Genomic DNA, 19,107 nt, shown 5'->3' on the forward strand with positions numbered 1-19,107 from the left:
GCCCCGAGCCATCCCCAGAGTCGCGGGGGCTACCGGACCCGAGACGGGGTGTGCAGCGGGCGGTCGTGGCCGAGGAGCTGGTGGGGGGTGGAGACTCGGCCTCTGACGTGGTGGTGGGTGTGTTCGCTGGAGGAGGCGAAGAGGAGGTCCACGGCGCCGGGTTCCAGGACCCACTCGCCGGCGCGGCCGACGAAGGCGAACCGGCGGGCGTCGATGTCGAACTCCACCCGGCGGGCCTCACCCGCCTCCAGGGCGACCCGGTGGAAGGCCATCAGGCGGGTGACGGACGGCGTCACCTCGGCGACCGGGTCGCGGAGATAGAGCTGGACGATCTCGCTGCCGGCGCGGGGCCCCGTGTTGCGGACGCGGACCGAAAGCCGGACCGGTGACTCGGCCGCGAACTCGACGGTTTCGTCCTCCCCCAAAGGACGGTCGTCCACCCGTACGTCGTCCCAGTCGAAGCGGGTGTAGGACATCCCGTGCCCGAACGGGAAGAGTGGGGTGGGGTCGAGGGTGCTGACCGGGGTCTCGCGTCCCAGGCGTGGGGAGAGGTAGGTGCTGGGCTGTCCGCCGGGGATGCGGGGCACGCTGACGGGGAGCCGTCCCGACGGGTTGACCCGCCCCGACAGCACCCCGGCCACGGCCGGGCCGCCCTCCTCACCCGGGAAGAAGGCCTGGATCGCCGCCGTGGTGCCCTCGACGTGGGCGCCGAGGGCGTAGGGCCGGCCGGACATCACGACGACGACCAGGGCGGTCCCGGTGCCGTCCAGCCGCTGACGGAGCGCCGTCAGGAGCGCGTCCTGGGCGCCCGGCAGGGTGAGGTCGGCGGCGTCGCAGCCCTCCCCGGAGGTGGCGTGGGTGAACACTCCCGCGTGGTCGCCGACGACCGCGACACAGACGTCGGTGTCGGCGGCGGCCTCGACCGCCTCGGCGATCCCGCTGGTGTCGGTGTCCCGCACCGTACATCCGGGGACGGTGCGGATGTCGGCGTCCGGCAGCTCGCGACGCAACGAAGCGAGGACGGTGGGAACCTCCACCCCCAGGCCGACCTCCGGGTGTCGGCGGCCGACGTGCCGGGGGAAGGAGTAGCAGCCGAGCATCGCCTCGGCGGCGTCGGCGAGCGGCCCCACCAGGCTGATCCGGACGCCGTCGGGGATGGGGAGGGTGCCCGTGTTGCTCAGCAACACCACGGAGCTCTCCGCGATCTCGCGGGCCAGCTCCCGGGACGCGGGCGGGTCCAGGTCGATGGGGGCGGTCTCGGCGTCCGCCGACGCCAGGCGGGCGGGGGTCGCGCTCCAGTCCGGGTCCAGCAGGCCCAGGCCGGCCTTCTGTTCCAGGACGCGCAGCGCGGCGCGGTCGACGAAGTCCTCCGACGCGCGTCCGGCGCGGACGGCGGCGACGAGGGGCGCGCCGAAGCAGTGCACCATCGGGAGTTCGACGTCCAGTCCCGCCTCCAGGGCGGCCTTGGCGGCCTCCCCCTCATCCGCGGCGACACCGTGGAACGTCTCCAGGAACTTCACGCCGAAGTAGTCGGCGACCACCACGCCGTCGAATCCCCACTGCTCCCGCAGCACCCCGGTGAGCAGTGCCGTGTCGGCGTGGGCGGGCACTCCGTCGACGGCGACGTAGGTCGCCATGACGGACCGGGCCCCGCCGTCACGGACCGCCATCTCGAACGGGAGTAACAGCTCGGCCCGTTCCCGCGAGCCCATGGAGACCGGAGCGTGGTTACGGCCGGCACGGGAGGCGGAGTAGCCGACGAAATGCTTGAGGGTGGCGTGGACGCCTTCCGACTGCAGACCTCGGACGTAGGCGGTGGCCAGTAGGCCGACCAGGTAGGGGTCCTCGCCGATGGTCTCCTCGGTGCGGCCCCACCGAGGATCGCGGGTCACGTCCAACACCGGTGCGAGACCCTGGTGCACGCCCAGGGACCGCATGTCCGCCCCGATGCGGGACGCCATCCGTTCGACCAGGGACGCGTCGAAGGTCGCTCCCCAGGCGAGCGGGGTGGGGTAGATGGTCGCGCGCCAGGTGGTCCACCCGGTGAGGCACTCCTCGTGTGCCAGCGCGGGGAGGCCGAACCTGTTCGCGGCCGTGACGTGCTCCTGGAGGGCGGCGAGGTGACGCGCGCCGTCCCGCGGGGCGACCGGTGCCGTCCCGAACGGTCGGGTGAGATGTCCGAGGCCGCGGCGCGTCGTGGCGTCCCAGTCGAACTCCTCGTCCGACATCTCCTGTTGCATGGGCGCGACGTCGCCGGCGGACGATCCGGTGTCCAACCAGACCCCGACCAGTTGACCAACCTTCTCCTCCAGCGTCATCTCCGCCAGCAGGGCCCGTGCCCGCGCACCGGGTGAGGCGGTGACATCGCGCCAGGCCGGCGGGGTGGGGTCGTTGGGGGTCGCCGTCGCGCGGTGGGAGTCGTTTCCGGGCTCGACAGTCAAAGATCAGTCCTTACCTGGTCGCGAAGACTGCGGGCGTCGATAACTGCGGTCATACTTTTCGACACTTTCCGGAAAGTATGTCGATGACGGGACGCGCGTCAAGTTCGGTGCGATGGACATGTCACCCGGGGAAACGAACCGTAACCCGAACGATACCTCGAGACTTATTGACCGGATGTCCCGATCGGTCCTACGTTCTCAGCCACAAACTATCGGAAACTTTTCGAAACGAGTTGTTCCGAGGCGGTGTCCACATGCGACCCCTTTCCCCCCGTCACGCCACACTCGCCGCGGCGATGGCCCTCGGACTCACGGCCGTCACGGCCTGTGGTGGGTCCGGAGCCAGCGACGACGGCACCCTGGAGATTTGGAGTCTCGAAGACGAGGTCCTCAACCCCCTGCTGCAGGAAACCATCGACGCCTACAACGAGGAGAACTCCGGGGATGACGACGTCCAGTTGGAGTTGGTGACCTTCCAGAACGACCCCTACAAGGAACGCCTCCAGGTGGCGATGGGGTCGCCGGAGCATCCGGACGTCTTCTTCAACTGGGGCGGGGGCAACCTCGCGCAGTACGTGGAGGCCGGACAGGTCTACGACATGAGCGACCACATGGACGCCAACCCCGAGTTCCGGGACGCGTTCATCCCGTCGGTCATGGACGTCGTGGTGATCGACGACGCCACCTACGGTGTGCCGATGCTCGGCACCCAACCGGTGTCGTTCTTCTACAACGCCGCGGTCTTCGACGCCGCCGGCGCGGAGCCGCCCGAGACGTTCGACGAGCTCCTGGACCTGGTGGAGGTGTTCGAGGCCGAGGACGTGACTCCGGTGGCACTCCCCGGCGCGGCCCCCTGGACCCTGCTCATGTGGGTGTCCTACCTGGTCGACCGAATCGGTGGCCCGGAGGTCTACCAGGCGATCTCCGACGGCGAGGACGGCGCCTGGGAGGACCCGGCCGTGGTCGAGACCATGGAGACCGTCCAGGAGCTGGTCGACGTCGGCATGTTCGGCACCAACTACACCGCCGTCGACTGGGACGGCGGCCAGGCCACCACACTCGTCGCGGAGGGTCAGGCCGCGATGATCCTCATGGGGCCGTGGTTCACCCAGGACGCGGAGGCCAACGCCCCCGAGTTCTTCGAGTCGGGCGACCTCGGCTGGTTCCCCTTCCCCGAACTGGAAGACGGAGCCGGGGATCCCGCCAACGTGGTCGGTCCCCCCTCGAACTACTTCTCCATCCACGCCGAGGCCTCCGACCCGGATGCCGCGCTGGAGTGGTTGACCGAGTACATGGCGTCCGACAGCTACGTCGACGGCCTCATCGGCAGCGGCGCGGTGCCCACCGTCACCGGGATCGACGACAAGCTGGCGGAGACCGACGACGGCGAGTTCCCGACCTGGCTGTACGAGCGCACCATGGAGGCCCCCACGTTCACCCCCGCCTGGGACCAGGACCTCGACCCCGGCGTGGCCGAGAGCATGCTGACGAACTTCTCCCTGGTGTTCGAGCAGGAGATGTCCCCGGAGGAGTTCGCCGAGTCGATGGAAGCCACGTCCTAGTGTCCGGGACCGTAGTAGAGAGTCCCGGCAGTCACGCGCGAACGCGGCGCCGAGTCCGGGAGGAGCGCCCCGGGGTCCTCTGGGTGGCGCCGGCGCTGCTCTTCTTCGGGATCTTCGGCATCGGCCCGGTGCTGGGGGTCTTCGGACTGAGCTTCACGGACTGGCGGGGGCTCGGCGACCCGGTCTGGACGGGTCTGGACAACTGGCGCGCCCTCCCGCAGGACCAGGCGGTCACGGGAGGGCTCCGGCTCTCGCTCATCCTCACGGCGCTCTGCTGGGCGACCCAGACCCCGATGGCGCTGATCTTCGGGGTCTGGGCGGCGGGCCGGCAACGCTTCCGAGCCGTGGTGGGCGCCGTCTACTTCATGCCGCTGCTGCTGTCCGGCGCGGCGATCGCCCTGCTGTGGGGCGCGCTGCTGGACCCGAACTTCGGCCTCGCCGCCGACATCGGACCCTTCGTGGGGGTTCCCGACGGCAACTTCCTCGGCGACCGGAACCTGGCGTTGTACGTGATCGTGGCGGTCATCCTGTGGCAGTGGATGCCGTTCCACATGCTGCTGTACCAGGCCGCCGCGCGGCAGATCCCGCGTTCGCTGTACGAGGCGGCGATGATCGACGGCGCGGGGCGAGCCCAGATGTTCTTCCGCATCACGGTCCCCCAGCTCAAGCACACCATCGTCGCCTCCTCCGTGTTGATCGTCGTGGGCGCGATGACGTTCTTCGAGACGGTGTTCCTGATCACTGGTGGCGGACCGGGAACGGCGACCCGCATCCTTCCCCTGCACATGTACATCCAGGCGTTCCGTGCCTTCGAGATGGGCTACGCCAGCGCGATCGCGGTCGTCCTCGTGGTGCTCGGCTTCGGACTCGCCCTCGTCACCATCTGGGTGTCCGGATACTCACGCATGACCAGTCAACGGGAGGGTGCGTCGTGACCGGCGTCCGGCTTCGCACGTGGCGCAGACCCAACTGGCTGATGGGCGGCGCGGCCCTCGTCTGGCTGGCGCTGGTGTCGATACCGCTCTACCTGCTCCTGGCGACGAGTCTGCGCGGCGCGGGCAACTACATCGTCGACGGGCCACTGTCGATCCCCGACGCCCTCACCCTGGAGAACTACCGCACCGTCTTCGAGATGGGGTTCCACCGCTACCTGTTCAACAGTGTGGCGGTCGCCGTCTGCTCCATCGTCATCGTGGTCGCGGTGGCGCTGCCGGCGGCCTTCGCCATCGTGCGCAGCCGCAGTCGCGTCGTCCGGGTCGGCTTCGGGATGTTCCTCCTCGGGCTCGCGATCCCCGCCCAGGCCGTCATCATCCCGATCTACCTGATCATCTCGAGGATCGGTCTGTACGACTCCCTCGCCGGGATCATCCTGCCCACGGCGGCGTTCTCGCTGCCCATCTCGATCCTGATTCTGACCAGTTCCTTGCGCGATATTCCGCACGACCTCTATGAGGCGATGGCGATCGACGGCGCCCGCACCCGGCAAATGTTCGTGAACCTGGTACTTCCGGTGGCGCGTCCTGGCATCGTGACAGTGTCGATCTATGTCGGGCTGCAGGCCTGGAACAACTTCATATTCCCACTGGTGCTGACACAGAGCCCGGAGGTGCGCGTGCTCCCGATGGGGCTGTGGCAGTTCCAGGGCCAGTACACCACTGACGTACCGGGCCTCATGGCCGCTGTGGTGGTCTCGCTGGTGCCGATCTTCGCGCTGTATCTGTTCGGTCGACGCCAGCTCCTCAGCGGCCTCGCCGCGGGCGCTCTCGGCAAGTGAGCACCCGCACCCTCTCCCCTGGGCGTCCGGACCGGGCCCCTCCCCCTCCGGTCCGGGCGCCCCACCCCGCGCTCACGTCAGCGCGACGCGAGCGCGGATGGTCAGCTACTCCTCGATGTAGCGCAGTTCCTGGGTCGCGAACCAGAGCAGGTCGTGGTCCTCCAACCCGGCCGCGTCGCCGGGGCCCAGCGCGGCGGCGACCGCCTCCTCCGCGGCCGGGTCGTCCACGTGGGCGGCGGCGACCCGTTTCCGGGGGATCTGCGCCTCGACCGTCACACCGGCCGGGCTGGCGCCGGGCGCCCCGGCCGGGTCGGTGTCCACCACGGTGTCGGTGATCTCCACGGCGAGCACGACGCGGCGGCGGGGGGCGTCGGGGTCCTCGGCCAACAGTTCCAACGAGGCGTTCGCCGCGGCGGTGAACGCCTCGTACTCCAGCTCCTCCTCGTCGCCCTCGACCGCGGACCGCAGGGCGTCGGTGACGGCGAACCCCTTCAGAGGCGCGGGGGCGACGGTTCCGGAGGCGACGAGCTCGCGAATCCGCGGCAGCGTACTGGGCAGATACACGCGCATGGCGCCGTCAGTCTCCGATCCGTGGGGCCTGGGTGGTTCCGGGGCAGCCGGTGTGGGCCTCGGGTTCAGGCCTAGTCTGTCAAAGCCGAGCCGCTGCTCGGGACCGGCATGCCGCACAGTTCCGCGACGCGTTCCCGGGTCTCGGCGGGCGTGCGGTGCAGGACACCGACCATGCCCAGGGCCTCCGCGGCCACGATGTTGTGTTCGACGTCGTCGATGAACACGCATTCCTCCGCCGGGAGCCCAACCGCCTCCAGAGCGTGGGAGAAGATCTCCGGCTCGGGCTTGCGCATCCGGACCTCGCCGGAGATGACCACGGCGTCGAACGTCGCGTCGAACAGGTCACGGGGGTAGGAGTTGCCCCAGGAGTTGGACAGCAGACAGGTCCGCAGTCCGCTCGCGCGGGCGGCGCGGAGGGTGTCGTACATCTCGGTCACGGGATGGAAGCCGTGGAACATCCGGTCGAGCATGCCCTCGGCCGGAACCACGCCGCCGTCGACGAGGCGGAGCTCGGCGGCGAGCAGGCGTTCGAATTCCCGGGGGTCGATCTCGCCGCGCTCAAGGAGGTGGACGGGGTTGCTGGGGCGGTTCTGGACGTCGCCGTAGGCGGTCTCCACCCACTCCCTGACGACGCCGAGGTAATGGTCGACGTCGATCCGTTCGCGCTCCAGCCACTGGCCGATGCCCTCGCGGAGCGGCGGGGTGAGCACCCCGCCCCAGTCGGTAATGATCCCACGGTAGGTCGCGGTCATGGTCCTCCCTCTGTCTCGGGGTACCGAAGTTTTCCCGGTTCCCCCGCTGTCCAACCTCGGGGTTCCTGGGGTATCGCGTACGGCTGCCCTCCGGCCAACGAGCGGCACCAACGGGAGATTCCGTACGGATCTCCCCGTTTCGCGCATATCATCGATCTGCTATCAATGATTATGGTTTTCATTTCAGATTGGAGTCCCATGCGTCGCAGCGCACGGCTCGCGCCCCTGGCACCAGCACTCGCGCTGGTCGCCTCCTGCTCCACCACCAGCCCGGACGAGGACGCCCCAGCCGAGACCACGGATGTCGAGGAGCAGGAATCCACGGAGGTCGAGGACACCTGGGAACCGCGGGAGTCCGACGCCCACGGGTCCGCGGAGCCGCGCCTCGTCGTCGCCGACGAGGCGGGCGGACAGGTGCACGTGATCGCCGTGTCCACCGGTGAGCCGCTTGACAGCTTCGACGTGACCGGGCCACTCGACCTCACCTCGGTCGACGCCGACGGGTCCCAGGTGCTGGTGGGCGACGACACCGTACTGGACACGGGAATCCGGTGGGAGCCACACGGCGGCCACCTCGACCCCGACAACGGCGACCCCGCGCTCGTCGCCGACGAGGACGAGGTGACGGAGGCACGGGAGACGTCCGAGGACGACCCCTTCGACGCCACCGCCATCGAGTCCGTCGACGGCCCCACGGTCACGGTGCACCCACCGGAGGGGACTGAGCTGTCGGTCGAACTCCCGGACGAGGTCGCCGCGGCGACATGGGATCCGTACTGGGAACAGGCGCTCGCGCTGACCGTGGACGGAACGCTGCACACGATCGACCCCGAATCGGGCGAGATCTCCGGGTCAGAGCGGGTCACGGGCGCCGTCGACGGCGAGGAGGGAGGCGCCACGATCGCCGCCGCGGAGAACCACGTCTACGTCAGTGACGCGGCCACCCGGACGATCGTGGAGGTGGATGTCAGTCGGGACGGTCTGGAGACGGACCGGGTTCGTGTACTCGACTTCGCCCCCTCCGACCTGCTCGCCGTCGGAATGGAACCACTGGCCCACGAGCACCACGACGAGGAGCACGACGACCACGACCACGAGCATGACGATGAGGAGCACGACCACTGACTAACCGCTGGGGGGCTCAGCCGGTCAAGACCGGGGGGCGGCCGTCCCGTCCTGGCCGTCCCGAAGGGCCCGCGCGTAGCGTCCCTCCGCCAGTTCAGATGACCGCCCATCCCAGCCAAGGCTCGAGAACACATGTTCTCAATCAACGACCGTACAATCGAGAACGATCATTCTCAAGGGCCGTGGGAGGGAAGTCATGACCACCATCGCTGCGACCAGGAACGATGGCGTGCGAGTACTTGACGCAGCCGACGAGCTCTTCTATGCCCACGGCATACAGGCGGTGGGCATGCACCAGATCCGGGACGCCTCGCAGATCCCGCTGAAGCGGATCTACCGGGTCTTCCCGTCCAAGGCCGAGCTGGTGGAGGCGTATCTTCGCCGTCGTGACCACCAGGCCCGCGCCGCGCTGCGCGCGCACACCGCCACTCCCCCGACTCCGGAGCGACGCATCCTGTCGGTGTTCGACTGGCTGTACACGTGGTACCAGCTTCCTGAGTTCCGGGGCTGCGTCTTCAACAACGCCTTCGGCGAGCTCGGCGGGACCGACGCCATCGGACGTGCGGTGCGCAAGCACATGAGCGCCATCCGCGAGCACCTGCACACCCTGGCCGCGGACACCACCGCTCCGGACCCCGCGGCGCTGGCCATGCAGCTCCACGTCCTCGTCTGCGGAGCGACGTCGCTGGCGGCGATCCACGGCGACCCAACGTCCGCCCTCCACGCGCGGACCAACGCCGAGGCCCTGCTGGCGTCCCTGCCCGAACGGACGGCGCCGTAGCGGAGGCACTTGGCCGCCCAGCGCCGCGCGGTCCGACTCAGGACGTCTGGGTCACCTTGTTCAGGCCACGCGGGGTGTCGGGGTCATGGCCGAGACGGCGGGCGAGGCGTTCGGTGAGCTGCTGGGCGGGGACGATGAGGCCGATGGGCGCCAACCACTCGGGGAGGTCGGGGCCGGGGATGGCGAGGTCGCAGGCATCGGCGAGTGCCGCGCCGCCGCCGATACCGAAGGCCGGAGCACCCGCGGCGACCACCCGGCGGGCGAGTTGTGCGGTGCCCTCAACCGTAGGGCCGTCGTTCGCCGCCACCAGGATGGCGGGGGTCTGTTGGTCCACCACGGCGATCGGCCCGTGGAGGAGGTCGGCGTAGGAGAGGCCCATGGCGTGGAGGTAGCAGGCCTCCTTGAGCTTGAGGGCGGCCTCCAGCGCGGTGGAGAACGCCAGTCCGCGCCCGGAGATGACCGCGCCGTGCACGTCGCTGAGGCGCTCGACCACACGGTCGACGGAGGCGGTGGGTTTGGCCAGCAGGTCCTCGACGGCGTCGGGCATGGCCCGCAGCGCGTCGGGGTCCAGCTCGGCGCCCAGGCCGAGCGCCAGAACGGCCAGGGCGGCGAGCTGGGTCGTGTAGGTCTTGGTGGCGGGAACCGCGACCTCGGGGCCGGCGCGGGTGACCAGCGTGAGCTCGGCGGCCTCCGTGAGCGTCGATCCGGGACCGTTCGTGATGCCGAGGGTTCGGGCGCCGCAGTCGCGCGCCCACGCGAGTGTGTCCACGATCTCGGCGGTCTCACCCGACTGGGAGAGGCCGACGGCCAGGACCCCGGAGAGGTCGACCCGCGCCTGATACGTGGTGGCGATCGACGGGGACGCCAGCGTCGCGAGCCGCCCGGCATGGGCCTGGATGAGGTAGCTGCCGTAGACGGCGGCGTTGTCGGAGGACCCTCTGGCGATGAAGAGCACCTGGCGCGTCGAACGAGCCAAGGCGGCGATCTCCTCGCGCTGTGCCATCAGGCTGTCCACCGTGTCGCGGAGCACGGCCGGCTGCGCGGAGATCTCCGCACTCATGAACGTAGGCATCGACTCTCCTGGGGGCTGGTCTAGACCACTGGGATCAGCCTAGGACATGCCGGTTGCCTACCCGCGCACCCCACCCCACACTCCGGCCCCCGACGCGCGGTCCGCGCTGGTCGGACCTGGAAACGTGAATGCCGGGCACGTGCCGTGTCACTCGGCACATGCCCGGCGGGGTCCCCCGGTGGGCGGTGGTCAGCGGGCGACCTGCTCCGTGACGCGTTCGATCGCCCCGAGCGCGGCGTCGGGCTGGTCCACGTGGATGTAGTGGCCGGCCTCCTCGGCGGTGCTGAGCTCGCTGGCGCTGGAGACCGCCGTCCACTGCTCCTGGCCCTCACTCCACACCCGCTCGAGCTCGTCGCCGTACTCGGGAACCTCACCGAGGTACTGGACGCCGTGCTGGACGATCTCGGTGGGAATGTCCCCGGCGGACCGGACCGCCGGGTCGCTGTCGATGGTGATGGCCTCGGGGTTCTCACCGCCGAAGAGGGCGAGATTCTGCTCCCGGACGTCGGCGCCCTCGCCGGTGGCGTCCTCGGGAATCACCCCGGTGATGTCGTCGATCATGGTCGGGGAGGTGGCGTCCAGGAGCACCAGTCCGGCGACCTGATCGTCGTCGGGGGCGTGGCGGGCGGCGATCAGGCCGCCGAGCGAGTGGCCGACCAGGACCACCGGGGTGTCGTCGCCGGCGACGTCGTTCACGACCTCGCTGAGTGTTCCTCCGGCGTCGGCGATGCTCTGGGGCCCGGCGGGCTCGTCACTCTCCCCCTCACCGAACCGGTCGTAGGAGCAGACGCGCTCCTCCTCGGCGATCGTCTCCTGGAAGTCGACCAGGGTGTCCAACCCGTCCCCCATGCCGGCCATCAGCAGGATGACGGGACGGCCGTCGGCGGGAGTGCCGGAGCAGGAGACCTGGACCGCCCCTCCCTCGACGTCCAGCATCTTCGTTCCGGTGAACAACTGCCCCTCGTTCGCGAGCTCCTCCGCCGCCGACTCCACGTCATCAGCGGCCTCCTCCAGGTCGGACCGCGCCTCGGACAGCTCCGAGCAACCGGTGAGGCCGGCGGCGGAGAGGCACAGTGCGGTCAGGGCGGTCGCACGGAGAGCGCGGGGCATGATGACTCCAGGAGGGGTTCGGGATGTGGGAGACACAGGCGCCGGTGCCGAGGCGACCGCCGGACGGGTGCCCCGGTGGCCGCGCCCCGCGAACGGAGCGCCGTAACTGGGTGACAACGCTACGGATGTGGCGCCCCGGGGACATCACCACTCAGTGGACACGTGCCTGTCCCCCGCACGGGGGACAGGCCAACCGATGGCCCCAGCCCCCTCTTTCCCACCGACCGAGGAGGATCCGAAGTGACCAGCAAGTTCACCGAGCTCGTCATCGACTGCGCCGATCCCGTCTCCCTCGCGGAGTTCTGGTGCGCGGTCCTCGACTACGAGGTCCAGGAATCGGAGGACGGGTTGGTGATCATTGGTTCGTCCGCGGTCCCCGAGGGACGTACGCGGCCCGGGCCGGTGCCGCCCGCCCTCACCTTCGCGCGTGTCCCCGAGGGCAAGACGGTCAAGAACCGGCTCCACATCGACCTCAACCCCGTCGACCGGGACCAGACCGACGAGGTTCGCCGGCTCCTGGCCCTCGGCGCCCGCCACGCGGACGTGGGACAGGGCGAGCAGAGCTGGGTGACCCTTGCCGACCCGGAGGGCAACGAGTTCTGCGTCCTCGCCTCCCGCCACCCCTGAGAGGCCGCGACACCGCTACGCGGACGCATCCGCGGCTCGGGCGCCGGTGGCGGCGTGACGTGCGGCTCCCCAGACGACGAGCGCGCACAGCGCGAAGCCGGCACCGAGCACGCTGGACCCCGCCCACCCGTGACTGGCGTACACCGTGGTGGTCGCGACCGCGCCGAGGGCCGAGCCGAGGGCATAGAACAGCATGTACCCACCGATGACACTGCTCGTACGGTGCGGGTGGGCCGTGGTGAGCACGTGTTGGTTGCTGACGTGCACCGCCTGCACCGCGAAGTCGAGCACGACGACGCCGGCGACGACCAGCCACAGCGACCAGGCCGCCTGTCCGGAGGCGAGCCACGAGGCGGCGAGCAGCACGATCGCGCCACCGGTGACCAGGTGGGCGTGCCCGGCGTCGGCCCACCGTCCCGCCCGGACGGCGCCGAGCGCGCCGGCGAGTCCGGCGATTCCCAGGAGTCCGACCTGGGCGGTGTCGAGATGCCACGGCGCCGCCGCGAGCGGGAGTGCCAGGCCGCTCCACAGGGTCCCGAAGGAGGCGAAGAGGAAGAACGCGATCAGCCCGCGCGAGAGGAACAGCCGGTCCCGGAAGAGCAGCCGGAGCGACACGAGGACCTGGCCGTAGGGCGCCCGGGCGGAGCGTGGGTCGGCGGGGAGGAGCCGGAATACCAGCGCTGTCAGCGCCACGAGGAGCAGGGTGAGCGTCACGTAGACCGCCCGCCACCCGAGGAGCGAGGCTAGGGCTCCGGCGACCACCCGCGCACCGAGGATGCCGATGATGACGCCCGAGGTGACGACTCCGATCGTGCGTCCTCGCTCGGCCTCCGCCGAGAGGTCGGCGGCGAAGGCGACCGTGGTTTGGACCACGACCGCGAAGAGGCCGGCGAGGACCAGGCCGACCAGGAGCAGCCAGTACTGGCCGGCGACGGCGGTGAGCACGGTTCCGGTCGCGGCGAGGAGCAGGTGTCCGGCGATGAGCGCGCGCCGGTCGAAGATGTCGCCCAGCGGGACGAGCAGGACCAGGCCGACGAGGTAGCCGAGCTGACCGGCCGTGACGATCCATCCCAGGTCCCCCTCGGCGACCCCGAGGTCGCCGCCCACCCGCGTGAGGACGGGTTGGGACACGTAGATGGTGGCGACCGCGACGGCGCACACCACGGCGAGCAACATCCTGCGGCCGAACGTCAGACTCACGACCATCCTCCAATTGGTTGCACATTGAAACCATTTGGAGGCTAGGGCAGAATGGTTTCAAACCGCAACCGTTGAGGAGGGGTGATGACCGAGGGGACGACCCACGCCGACGGCATGGACTGGACGGACCCCCACTGTCCGGTCGCGCGCACGCTGGACCTGGTGGGTGACCGGTGGAGCCTGCTGATCATCCGCGACGCCATGGACGGCGCGCGGGCCTTCACCGACTTCCAGCACCGCACCGGGATCGCGCGCAACATCCTCACGCGACGCCTGCGGCACCTGGTCGAGCGCGGAATCCTCGACCGGCACTCCGCACCGTCAGGCCGCCGGCAGGTGTACGCCCTCACCGCGGCGGGCCGGGACCTGTTCACCACCATCGTGAGCCTGCGCCAGTGGGGCGAACGGCACGCGTTCGCGCGGGACGAGGGGCACTCGCTCCTCGTCGACGAGAGCGGTGTGCCCCTGCCGGAGCTGCGCCCCACCGACTCGCACGGAATCCCCGTGGACGTCGACACGACGACGGTCCAACGGGCGAACTGAACACGGCGCCGCAGACCTCGCCGCCTGGCGGCGCCACGGGACCGGATCGGGTGGAGCGTGCCCCACGGCCCCGAACGCACACAGGGCCGGCGGCAAGACTCCCGCCGGCCCCGCCACCACGTCGATCAGCGCGTCTTGGGGTCTCCGTGACAACGCTTGTACTTCTTGCCGGAGCCGCAGGGGCACGGGTCGTTACGGTTCACCTTGGGCAGCGTGTCGACCTTGGTGGCGCCCTGCTGGGCCGCCGCGTCCGGGTCCGCCGGTTCGGTGTGCCGCTCGATGTCACCCTGCTCGTCGGGAGCGGAGTACTCCAGCTCCTCCGGGTGGCCCTCGGCGTCGACGTCCGGGATGACGACGCCGTCCTCAGCCGCCGTGGGGGCCTCGGTCGTTCCGGTCGCGGAGCCGCCCGTGCTGGCCAGGGATCCTACGGCCACGGCGGTGCTCGCGGCGCTGGCGGCCGTGATGGTCCGCTCCTGCCCCGGCATCTGGACCTGGGTCTGGAAGAGCAGCGACGCCGACTCCTCCTTGCTGGCCTCGTGCATCTCCTTGAACATGTCGAAGCCCTCCCGCTGATACTCGATCAGCGGGTTGCGCTGGGCATAGGCCCGCAGCCCGATACCGGACTGGAGGTAGTCCATCTCGTAGAGGTGCTCACGCCACTTACGGTCCCGCACCTGCAACAGGATGCTGCGCTCAAGCCTGCGCATGATCTCGGAGCCGTACTCCTCCTCACGCGCGTCGTAGACGTGCTCCGCGTCCTCGATGACCCGATCCCGGATGATGTCCGGAGTCAACGCGTTGATCGAGCCGCCGTTCTGCTCGACCAGCTCCTCGTGGGTGAAGGTGATCGGGTAGACCTGCTCGAACGCCGTCCACAGCTTGTCGAGGTCCCACTCCTCCGGGTCGCCGACGCTCGTGGCGGAGTCGACGTAGCCGCCGAGCACGTCCTCGATCTGGTCCAGCGCCTGTTCCTTGAGATTGGCCCCCTCGAGGATCTCCCGGCGCCGCTTGTAGACGACCTTGCGCTGCTCGTTGAGCACGTCGTCGTACTTCAGGAGGTTCTTGCGGGCCTCCATGTGCTGCTGTTCGACGGTGCCCTGTGCGGTCTGGATCGCCCGGGTGACGGTCTTGGACTCGATCGGCTGGTCATCGGGGATGCTCAACCGGTCCATGATCATCTCGACGCGGTCGCTGTTGAACAGCCGCATCAGGTCGTCGCGCAGCGAAAGGTAGAACCGCGACTCCCCCGGGTCCCCCTGGCGACCGGAGCGGCCGCGCAACTGGTTGTCGATCCGGCGGGACTCGTGCCGCTCCGTGCCCAGCACGTACAGACCACCGGCCTCGATGACCTGCTTGTGCTCGGACTCGACCTCGCTCTTGGCCTTCTCCAGCGCGGCCGGCCACTCCGCCTCGAACTCCTCCGGAGTCTCCAGCGGGGTCAGCCCCCGGGCCTGCAGCTCCTCGTTCGCCATGAACTCGGGGTTGCCGCCGAGCATGATGTCGGTACCGCGACCCGCCATGTTGGTCGCCACCGTGACGCCGCCCAACCGACCCGCCCGCGCGATGATCGACGCCTCACCGGCGTGGTTCTTCGCGTTGAGCACCTCGTGCGGGATCTTGCGTTTGGTGAGCATGCGGGAGAGCATCTCGGACTTCTCGACGCTGGTGGTGCCGACAAGAACGGGCTGGCCCTTCTCGTGGCGCTCCTCGATGTCCTCGACGATGGCCTGGAACTTGGCCTCTTCGGTCTTGAAGATCATGTCCCGCTCGTCGGAGCGGACCATGGGCTTGTTGGTCGGGATTTCGACGACGCCGACCTTGTAGGTCTGGCTGAACTCGGCGGCCTCGGTCATGGCCGTACCGGTCATCCCGGCCAGCTTGTCGTACATCCGGAAGTAGTTCTGCAGGGTGATCTTCGCGAGAGTCTGGTTCTCGTTCTTGATCGCCACTTTTTCCTTGGCCTCGATGGCCTGGTGCATGCCCTCCTGGAACCGACGGCCACGGAGCACTCGCCCGGTGAACTCGTCGACGATGAGCACCTCACCGTCCTTGACGATGTACTCCTTGTCCCGCCGGAAGAGCTCCTTCGCCTTGATGGCGTTGTTCAGGAAGCTCACCAGCGCGGTGTTGGAGGACTCGTACAGGTTGTCGATGCCGAGGGTGTCCTCGACCTTCTCGATCCCGGCCTCGGTGATCGCGACGGTGCGCTTCTTCTCGTCGACCTCGTAGTCGACCGTGTCCCGCAGCTTCGGCGCGATCTTGGAGAACTCGGTGTACCAGCGGGAGTTCTGCTCCGCGGGGCCGCTGATGACCAACGGGGTACGCGCCTCGTCGATGAGGATGGAGTCCACCTCGTCGACGATCGCGTAGACGTGGCCGCGCTGGACACAGTCCTCCAGCGCGCGGGCCATGTTGTCCCGCAGGTAGTCGAAGCCGAACTCGTTGTTCGTCCCGTAGGTGATGTCGGACGCGTAGGCCTCTTTGCGCTCGGCCCGGGTCATCTCCGGGTGGATCACGCCGACCGTCAGACCGAGGAAGTTGTAGATCCGGCCCATGTTCTCCGCGTCACGACGGGCCAGGTAGTCGTTGACGGTGACGATGTGCACGCCCTTGCCGGGCAGGGCGTTGAGGTACGCGGCGAGCGCGGAGGTCAGGGTCTTGCCCTCACCGGTCTTCATCTCCGCGATGTTGCCCTGGTGCAACGCGGCGGCGCCCATGAGCTGCACGTCGAACGGGCGCTGACCCAGGGTCCGCTGCGCCGCGACCCGGACGGCGGCGAACGCCTCGGGCAGGACGTCGTCCAGGCTCTCGCCATCGTTCAACCGCGAGCGGAACTCACTCGTCAACTCGCGAAGGTCGCCATCGCTGAGCTCGGTGAACTCCTCCTCGATCGCGTTGACCTGTTGCGCGATCCGGTTGAGTTTGCGCAGGACCCTGCCTTCACCAGCACGCAGGATCTTGTCGAGTATGGCTGGCACTTGGTGTCGCTCCTCGGGAGAGTCGTGGCCCGCACACCCGCTGGCGTGTCGTTCCTAGCTTTCCATCGTAGGGGAGCCGCGCCACATTACGCGCCGTCAACCGTGCTCTGGGGAATCGGAACCGCGCGTGCGCGGAACAATCACGCGCGAACAATTCCCGGCGGCCGGGACATGGGCGAGTACCGGCCCCCGTGCCACGGCCCGACGAACCCGAACGACCCAGGCCACACCGGACGTGTCGGTCGTCCGACGACGCTCGCCGCCGGACGACCGGCACGCGCACGCCGCTCACCGCGGCGCGGTGGCCACACTCATGAGGGAGGTGACTCAGTCAACCAGTCGGAGCACTCCGTAGTCGAAACCCTTGCGCCGGTAGACGACGCTGGGCGCGTCCTTCTCCTCGTCGTGGAACAGATAGAAGTCGTGACCGACGAGTTCCATCTCGTGGAGCGCCTGGTCGATGCTCATCGGTTTGGCGCGGTGCACCTTCTCGCGCACGATGACCGGGCCGTCCCCCTGGGTGTCGAGCTCGACCTCGCCGTCGACATGGTGACGCCGGGCGGAGGGGCCAGGCTCCTCGAGCGTCGACGCCTCCTGTTGCCCGGGGACGGCGGCCGGCGCCGGGTCCAGGTCTCCAGAGAGGTGGCGGGTGGCGGCGGCCACCGATACGGGGGTGTGGTTGCCTCGGTGGATCTTGCGCTTGTCCACCACGCGGCGAAGGCGGTTCTCGACGCGCTCCAAAGCGGCGTCGAGCGCGGCGTAGCGGTCGGGAGCCGAAGCCTCTCCCCGGATCACGGGCCCCACGGAGTGGATCGTCAGCTCCACCCGTTCCCGCTCGTCCTGAACCCGCGAGTTCGGGCCCTTGGACACCTCCACATCGATGGTCATTCCCTTGCGCTCCCACTTGGAGAGCTTGGCCAGCTTGTCCTCGACGTAGCGCCGATACTTGTCGCTGACCTCCGCGCGCCGACCCTTGACGATGATGTCCACATGTCCCCCTTCATCGCACAACTGGCGGATCCTCGGGCAACAAGCCCGGAAAGCTTCGCGTCCTCTCGAGTTGTCGATGCCGTATACCCGAAGTACCCGCGCACATCCGGAGCGAACATGCACCCGCCTGGCCGACCTGGTCTTCGTCCCCACATTCGCCTGCTGAGGATCCCGCGGCGCTTCATGGCCACTACTGTCCTTCTCCCGAGCCCAGGGGTATCGGACCCCTGGTCCAGGGCAGGGCTTACATCTAAGCCGCACCGTGATCGGTCGACGAAAAGTCGCCTTACGTGGGCCGTTTCGCCTGCGGCTGGCATCGGCTTGCCAGTGCGACGGCCGGCGATGCCGGCGTCCCACTCGACGCAACCACGGACCCAGGCGGGTGCCATACCTGGAACGCTAGTCGCAGATCGCGCCGATTAACAGGGGTAACGGCCCACTGGTCACATGCGCTCCGCCACGACCACCGCGCCACACGAATCGAATCCCCCACCATGCAGGGCACGCGCGGCCTCGCGGAGCGTGGCGCCGGTCGTCACGACATCGTCGACGAGGACGACGCGGACGTCGGGGTCCCGTCCACGGGCCAGACGGCGCCCCGCGCCCTTGAGCGTCATCGTCCCGCGCAGGTTCGCGCCGCGTTCCGCGGCGGAGAGCCCGACCTGGTCCCGGGGAACGCGGCGAAACCGCAGGACGTCCGCCACCCGCACCGCACACCCCCGCGACCGGGCGACGGTGGCCGCCGACCGGGCCAGGGTCCGCACCGGGTCGGTGTGCCTGCCCGCCGGCCGCGTCCGCCGGCCGGGCACCGGAACCAGCGCCACCCGCCCGCCCCGGGGAAGCAGCGCCGGCAGCGCCGCGTTTCCCAACGCCTCCCCGGCCGCGGTGGCGACGTGCCGATGCCCGTCGCGCTTCATGGCGAGGACGAGCTCACGCAGGGCGCCGGCGTAGGGCCCCAGGGCCCAGGAGGAGGGGCCCCCGGCCCGAGGCGCGCACATCCGGGGCGCCGCCCCAAGGACGTCCCGACAGTCCGGGCACAGCATCCACCCCGCGCGCCCGCAGCCGGGACAGCGCGCGCCCCACAGCAACTCGGCGAACCCGGAGAGAAGCGCGAGACGTGGACGAAGGTGGAGTCGCATACCCCCACGGTGGGCGGCCCGGGGCGCGCCCGCCAGCGCGCGACACATCCTGTGGACGGACTCCCCACCCCAGTCGGGACCCACCACGCGGCACGGGTGGCCGCTGCGTTAGGTTTCTGCCCATGGGTCTACGACACACCGTCCTGTTCCGCTGGACTCCGGAGGTCACGGAGAACCAGATCGCCGAACTCACCAGTCGTCTGGAGAAACTCCCCGAACTGATCGACGTCCTGCGCGCCTACTCCTACGGCCCCGACCTCGGGATCAGCTCCGGCAACTTCGACTTCGCCATCGTCGCCGAGACCGCAAGCGTTGAGGACTTCGTCACCTACCGCGACCACCCCGAACACCAGGCCGTGGTCACCATCCTCCGCACCATGGCCGCCGACCGCGCCGCCGTACAGTTCTCCGTCTAGCCCGAGACATGTCCCGCGCCCCGGCCG

17 protein-coding genes are annotated in these 19,107 nt (G+C 69.5%); 8 read left to right on the forward strand and 9 right to left on the reverse strand.

The annotated features are described in order from the left end of the window. Window positions 1–29 precede the first annotated feature (29 nt). Complete coding sequence (locus J4H86_RS12105; RefSeq protein ID WP_236543600.1) at window positions 30–2,441, reverse strand: beta-xylosidase/alpha-l-arabinosidase; 2,412 nt, start codon at window positions 2,439–2,441, stop codon at window positions 30–32. Window positions 2,442–2,695: 254 nt separating this feature from the next. Between J4H86_RS12105 and J4H86_RS12110 the strand changes: the two genes are divergently transcribed. From J4H86_RS12110 to J4H86_RS12120, 3 genes are all read left to right on the forward strand, one after another. Continuing rightward, window positions 2,696–4,003: an ABC transporter substrate-binding protein gene (locus J4H86_RS12110; protein ID WP_236543601.1), complete on the forward strand. Its 1,308-nt coding sequence runs from the start codon at window positions 2,696–2,698 to the stop codon at window positions 4,001–4,003. Window positions 4,004–4,086: 83 nt separating this feature from the next. Continuing rightward, window positions 4,087–4,938 (forward strand): carbohydrate ABC transporter permease, encoded by an 852-nt coding sequence (locus J4H86_RS12115; RefSeq protein WP_236543602.1) that lies wholly within the window; start codon window positions 4,087–4,089, stop codon window positions 4,936–4,938. Window positions 4,939–4,979: 41 nt separating this feature from the next. Further along, complete coding sequence (locus tag J4H86_RS12120; RefSeq protein WP_236544003.1) at window positions 4,980–5,777, forward strand: carbohydrate ABC transporter permease; 798 nt, start codon at window positions 4,980–4,982, stop codon at window positions 5,775–5,777. 105 nt (window positions 5,778–5,882) lie between these two features. Here J4H86_RS12120 and J4H86_RS12125 read toward each other — a convergent pair whose 3' ends face one another. Both J4H86_RS12125 and J4H86_RS12130 read right to left on the reverse strand, forming a co-directional pair. Next, the gene (locus tag J4H86_RS12125; RefSeq protein ID WP_236543603.1) at window positions 5,883–6,347 is read right to left on the reverse strand and encodes a DUF6912 family protein; all 465 of its coding nucleotides are present in this window, start codon (window positions 6,345–6,347) and stop codon (window positions 5,883–5,885) included. A gap of 71 nt (window positions 6,348–6,418) precedes the next feature. Further along, the gene (locus J4H86_RS12130; protein ID WP_236543604.1) at window positions 6,419–7,099 is read right to left on the reverse strand and encodes an HAD family hydrolase; all 681 of its coding nucleotides are present in this window, start codon (window positions 7,097–7,099) and stop codon (window positions 6,419–6,421) included. 198 nt (window positions 7,100–7,297) lie between these two features. Here J4H86_RS12130 and J4H86_RS12135 point away from each other — a divergent pair, with 198 nt between their 5' ends. Both J4H86_RS12135 and J4H86_RS12140 read left to right on the forward strand, forming a co-directional pair. Continuing rightward, window positions 7,298–8,224, forward strand: coding sequence for a hypothetical protein (locus J4H86_RS12135; RefSeq protein ID WP_236543605.1), 927 nt, complete (start codon window positions 7,298–7,300; stop codon window positions 8,222–8,224). A 196-nt stretch (window positions 8,225–8,420) separates the two neighbouring features. Next, the gene (locus J4H86_RS12140; protein ID WP_236543606.1) at window positions 8,421–9,005 is read left to right on the forward strand and encodes a TetR/AcrR family transcriptional regulator; all 585 of its coding nucleotides are present in this window, start codon (window positions 8,421–8,423) and stop codon (window positions 9,003–9,005) included. Window positions 9,006–9,042: 37 nt separating this feature from the next. Here J4H86_RS12140 and J4H86_RS12145 read toward each other — a convergent pair whose 3' ends face one another. Both J4H86_RS12145 and J4H86_RS12150 read right to left on the reverse strand, forming a co-directional pair. Then, a complete protein-coding gene (locus J4H86_RS12145) occupies window positions 9,043–10,065 on the reverse strand; it encodes an SIS domain-containing protein (RefSeq protein ID WP_394356511.1) in 1,023 nt (340 codons plus the stop codon). Window positions 10,066–10,266: 201 nt separating this feature from the next. Continuing rightward, window positions 10,267–11,187, reverse strand: a complete 921-nt coding sequence (locus J4H86_RS12150; RefSeq protein WP_236543608.1) for an alpha/beta fold hydrolase — start codon at window positions 11,185–11,187, stop codon at window positions 10,267–10,269. Between the two features lie 240 nt (window positions 11,188–11,427). Between J4H86_RS12150 and J4H86_RS12155 the strand changes: the two genes are divergently transcribed. Then, the gene (locus tag J4H86_RS12155; RefSeq protein WP_236543609.1) at window positions 11,428–11,814 is read left to right on the forward strand and encodes a VOC family protein; all 387 of its coding nucleotides are present in this window, start codon (window positions 11,428–11,430) and stop codon (window positions 11,812–11,814) included. A gap of 15 nt (window positions 11,815–11,829) precedes the next feature. Here J4H86_RS12155 and J4H86_RS12160 read toward each other — a convergent pair whose 3' ends face one another. Then, a complete protein-coding gene (locus J4H86_RS12160) occupies window positions 11,830–13,020 on the reverse strand; it encodes an MFS transporter (protein WP_236543610.1) in 1,191 nt (396 codons plus the stop codon). Between the two features lie 78 nt (window positions 13,021–13,098). Between J4H86_RS12160 and J4H86_RS12165 the strand changes: the two genes are divergently transcribed. Further along, a complete protein-coding gene (locus J4H86_RS12165) occupies window positions 13,099–13,557 on the forward strand; it encodes a winged helix-turn-helix transcriptional regulator (RefSeq protein ID WP_236543611.1) in 459 nt (152 codons plus the stop codon). A 125-nt stretch (window positions 13,558–13,682) separates the two neighbouring features. Here J4H86_RS12165 and secA read toward each other — a convergent pair whose 3' ends face one another. The 3 genes from secA to J4H86_RS12180 form a co-directional block, all read right to left on the reverse strand. Next, the gene (gene secA, locus J4H86_RS12170; RefSeq protein WP_236543612.1) at window positions 13,683–16,535 is read right to left on the reverse strand and encodes a preprotein translocase subunit SecA; all 2,853 of its coding nucleotides are present in this window, start codon (window positions 16,533–16,535) and stop codon (window positions 13,683–13,685) included. Window positions 16,536–16,862: 327 nt separating this feature from the next. Further along, window positions 16,863–17,525, reverse strand: coding sequence for a ribosome hibernation-promoting factor, HPF/YfiA family (hpf, locus tag J4H86_RS12175; RefSeq protein WP_236543613.1), 663 nt, complete (start codon window positions 17,523–17,525; stop codon window positions 16,863–16,865). Between the two features lie 443 nt (window positions 17,526–17,968). Further along, window positions 17,969–18,664, reverse strand: coding sequence for a ComF family protein (locus J4H86_RS12180; RefSeq protein WP_236543614.1), 696 nt, complete (start codon window positions 18,662–18,664; stop codon window positions 17,969–17,971). Window positions 18,665–18,786: 122 nt separating this feature from the next. On the opposite strand from J4H86_RS12180, the gene J4H86_RS12185 reads away from it, so the two are divergent. Continuing rightward, window positions 18,787–19,080: a Dabb family protein gene (locus J4H86_RS12185; protein ID WP_236543615.1), complete on the forward strand. Its 294-nt coding sequence runs from the start codon at window positions 18,787–18,789 to the stop codon at window positions 19,078–19,080. The last annotated feature ends 27 nt before the right edge of the window (window positions 19,081–19,107 follow it).

This window comes from Spiractinospora alimapuensis, assembly GCF_018437505.1.
Lineage (GTDB): Bacteria > Actinomycetota > Actinomycetes > Streptosporangiales > Streptosporangiaceae > Spiractinospora > Spiractinospora alimapuensis.